4 protein-coding genes and 1 pseudogene are annotated in these 3,385 nt (G+C 69.6%); 4 read left to right on the top strand and 1 reads right to left on the bottom strand.

Features of this window, described 5'->3' with window-relative positions; translation table 11 throughout:
- From I5I_RS15770 to I5I_RS15760, 3 genes are all read left to right on the top strand, one after another.
- Positions 1-486: C-terminal helicase domain-containing protein (locus tag I5I_RS15770; protein WP_036322017.1), on the top strand; the 486-nt coding region annotated here is incomplete at its 5' end.
- A 78-nt stretch (positions 487-564) separates the two neighbouring features.
- On the top strand, positions 565-864 hold the full coding sequence (locus tag I5I_RS15765) for a DUF3467 domain-containing protein (protein ID WP_036322021.1): 300 nt from the start codon (positions 565-567) through the stop codon (positions 862-864).
- A 302-nt stretch (positions 865-1,166) separates the two neighbouring features.
- Entirely contained in the window at positions 1,167-2,168 is a 1,002-nt protein-coding gene (locus I5I_RS15760; protein WP_036287510.1) for a magnesium and cobalt transport protein CorA, read from the top strand.
- A 13-nt stretch (positions 2,169-2,181) separates the two neighbouring features.
- On the opposite strand, the gene upp is transcribed toward I5I_RS15760, so the two are convergent.
- Positions 2,182-2,814 (bottom strand): uracil phosphoribosyltransferase, encoded by a 633-nt coding sequence (gene upp, locus I5I_RS15755; RefSeq protein WP_036322016.1) that lies wholly within the window; start codon positions 2,812-2,814, stop codon positions 2,182-2,184.
- Between the two features lie 22 nt (positions 2,815-2,836).
- Between upp and I5I_RS15750 the strand changes: the two are divergent.
- Positions 2,837-3,253 (top strand): annotated as a pseudogene (locus I5I_RS15750) (nucleoside deaminase); the annotation flags it as partial.
- Positions 3,254-3,385 lie beyond the last annotated feature (132 nt).

Genomic DNA, 3,385 nt, shown 5'->3' with positions numbered 1-3,385 from the left:
GTCGTTCCGTGGCGGCTGACGCATGCGGGCAACGCCACGCAGTCGCCGGAGGAGGCCGAAGCCGTCCTCGCCCTCGCCCGCGATCTGCTCGGTCGGGCGTGGACACCGTCCGCACATGTGCCGCCGCGACCGCTCACGGCAGCGGATCTGATCGTCGTCACGCCGTACAACGCGCAGCAGGTGCTCGTCGAGTCCGTTCTGGCGGACGCCGGGCTCGGAGAGATCCCGGTCGGAACCGTCGACAAGTTCCAGGGCCAGGAGGCGGCCGTCGCGATCGTGTCGCTCGCGGCATCCAGCGGTCGTGATGCACCCCGAGGACTCGAGTTCCTGCTGCTGCAGAACCGTCTGAACGTGGCCGTCTCGCGAGCCGAGCACACCGCGTTCGTGGTGTACGGCACGGGCTTGCTCGACGACCTGCCCCGCACCCCCGACGGTGTCGCCCGGCTCAGCGCCTTCGCCCGTCTCGTCGGCGCGGACGCGCCGTAGACTCGGCGTACCGCTCGAGGCTCACCGGTCGTGTCCCGCCGGACGATGCCTCCGCGACGCGGCGAACAGGAGCGCGACATGAGCGATGAGATGCCCCGGCAGTTCGAGATCGATCTGCCGCCGGAGGCGATCGCCGGCAGCTTCGCCGACTTCGCCAACGTCTGGCACACGCCCGACGTCTTCGTGATGGATTTCGTCTCCCTCGTGCGGCCCCCGCAAGCCGGGGTGGATGCCGACGGCGCTCCCGTCACCGTCGTTCCCGGGCGGGTGGTGCAGCGGGTGCGCATCCCGCCGCAGCAGGTGTTCGAGCTCGCGAAGGCGCTCACCCAGCAGCTGGAGTTCTGGGAACAGGAGACCGGACGACGCGCCGAAGGGTGACGCAGCCCGTCTCCGCGGCCGCGCACGGTCGTGCCCGGTGCGCGTCATCTTGGGGGGATATACTCCCGGAGGCTCGTCCCCGTGCATCCGATCACGACGAGCCGTGATCAGAGGCGGTGAGACACCATGGCAGACGATAGTAGGCGCGCCGCGGTGCTCGCCGCCGGCATCCTCTCGCTCTGAGGCCGGCGCACCCGCGGCGCTCTCGTGCGTGCCGCTCCGGCACGCACGGACGTGCGCGCGATCCTTCGCGCGTGCCCGTTCGCGGCGCCCGGCGACCGCGTGTCCTCGAGGAGAGACCCATGACCCTGATCGACAACGCCGTCTACAAGGACGGCGTGCGCGTCGCCACCCCCGCCTCGCTCGACGAGGCCTATGCCCTCCAGGAGGCGCACGCGGGTTTCGCGTGGATCGGCCTGTACCGTCCGTCGGACGAAGAGTTGGCATCGGTCGCGACGGAGTTCGAACTGCATCCCCTCGCCATCGAGGACGCGGCTCTGGGTCACCAGCGTTCGAAGGTCGAGCGGTACGGCGACACGCTGTTCGTCGTGCTGCGTCCCGCGCGCTACGACGACGAGCGCGAAGAGCTCGACATCGGCGAGCTGCATCTGTTCGTCGGCCCCGACTTCGTCATCACCATCCGTCACGCCGAATCGCCCGATCTCGGGGCCGTGCGGCGGCGCCTCGAACAGCAGCCGGAACTGCTGGCGCTGGGATCGGAAGCGGTGCTGTACGCCGTGCTCGACCGTGTCGTCGATGAGTACGAGCCTCTGGTGGCCGGCATCGAGAACGACATCGACGAGATCGAGGACGACCTGTTCGGCGACGCGGACGACGATGCGCTGTCGCGCCGCATCTACGAGCTGTCGGGCGAGCTGAACCGCTTCGCGCGGGCCACGCACCCGCTCGTCCCGATCATCGAGTGGCTGCAACGCGGCCACGACGCCTACCACGTCGACATCGAGTTGCAGCGGCGGCTGCGCGATGTCCGCGACCATGCCCTCCGCGTCACCGAGCGCATCGACGGCTTCCGTGCCGTGCTCGACAAGGCGCTCATCGTGCATTCCGCGCTCGTCTCGCGGCGCCAGACCGAGGTGAATCTGGCCCAGAACGAACAGGTGAAGAAGATCTCCTCGTGGGCGGCGATCATCTTCGCCCCGACGCTGATCGGCACGGTCTACGGCATGAACTTCGACGTCATGCCCGAACTGCACTGGGAGTACGGCTATCCCGTCGCCCTCGGTGTGATGGTGGCTTTCCCCACCGTGCTCTACCTGATCTTCAAGCGGCGTCGGTGGTTGTGACCCTCGAGGGGGCTCAGACGGTGCCGTAGAGGCGGTCGCCGGCGTCCCCGAGGCCGGGAACGATGTAGCCCTTCTCGTTCAGGCGCTCGTCGAGCGCACCGAGCACGAGGGTCACGTCGCGCTCGCCCACGAGCTCCTCGATCTTCGCGACGCCCTCGGGTGCGCCGAGGATGCAGATCGCGGTCACGTCCTGCGCGCCGCGGGCGAAGAGGAAGTCGATCGCCGCGCCGAGCGATCCACCGGTCGCGAGCATCGGGTCGAGAACGAAGCACTGGCGGTCGCTGAGGTCGTCGGGAAGGCGCTCGGCGTACGTGTAGGGCTGCAGGGTCTCTTCGTTGCGCGCCATGCCGAGGAAGCCGATCTCGGCGGTGGGCAGCAGCTTCACCATTCCGTCGAGCATGCCGAGGCCGGCGCGCAGGATCGGCACCACGAGGGGTCGCGGCTCGGAGATGCGCACCCCGGTCGTCGTCGTGACGGGCGTCTGGATCTCGACCTCTTCGACGCGCACGCTGCGGGTCGCCTCGTAGGCGAGAAGCGTCAGCAGCTCCTCGGTGAGCTGACGGAACACCGGCGACGGTGTGCGCTCGTCGCGCAGCACGGTCAGCTTGTGGGTGATGAGGGGGTGATCGGCAACGTGCACGCGCATGATCTCAGCCTACGCTGAAGGCATGAGCCTGCCCGTGCGTGCCGACGACGAGAGCGCGCTGCGTCGCGCGCTCGCGCTCGCCGCCGAGGCCGGTGCCGCGGGCGAGATCCCGGTGGGTGCCGTCGTGCGGGATGCCGCGGGCACCGTGATCGGCGTCGGACGCAATCGGCGCGAGGCCACGGCCGATCCCACCGCCCACGCGGAGATGGTGGCGCTGCGCGAGGCCGCGGCATCCCTCGGCAGCTGGAATCTGGAGGGGTGCACGCTCGCGGTCACCCTCGAGCCCTGCCTGATGTGCGCGGGCGCCATTCTGCAGGCGCACATCTCACGCGTCGTGTTCGGCGCGTGGGACGAGAAGGCGGGAGCTGCCGGATCGGTGTACGACGTGCTGCGCGACAGGCGGCTTCCGGTGCGGGCCGAGGTGGTCGGCGGCATCCTCGACCCGCCAGAAACGCACGAGATCGAGCCCGAGATCGGTCGTCGCCATCGTGTCGCGCGGCAGGAACCGCACGTGGTGCGCGCGCGACGGCCGCGGCTCCTGCGATATGCCGACCAGGCATACGGTCGACGC

Origin of the sequence: Microbacterium sp. B24 (genome assembly GCF_000333415.1) — a bacterium.
Lineage (GTDB): Bacteria > Actinomycetota > Actinomycetes > Actinomycetales > Microbacteriaceae > Microbacterium.
Note: the sequence above shows the minus strand (reverse complement) of the source record. Positions and strands in the feature narration are given on the sequence as shown.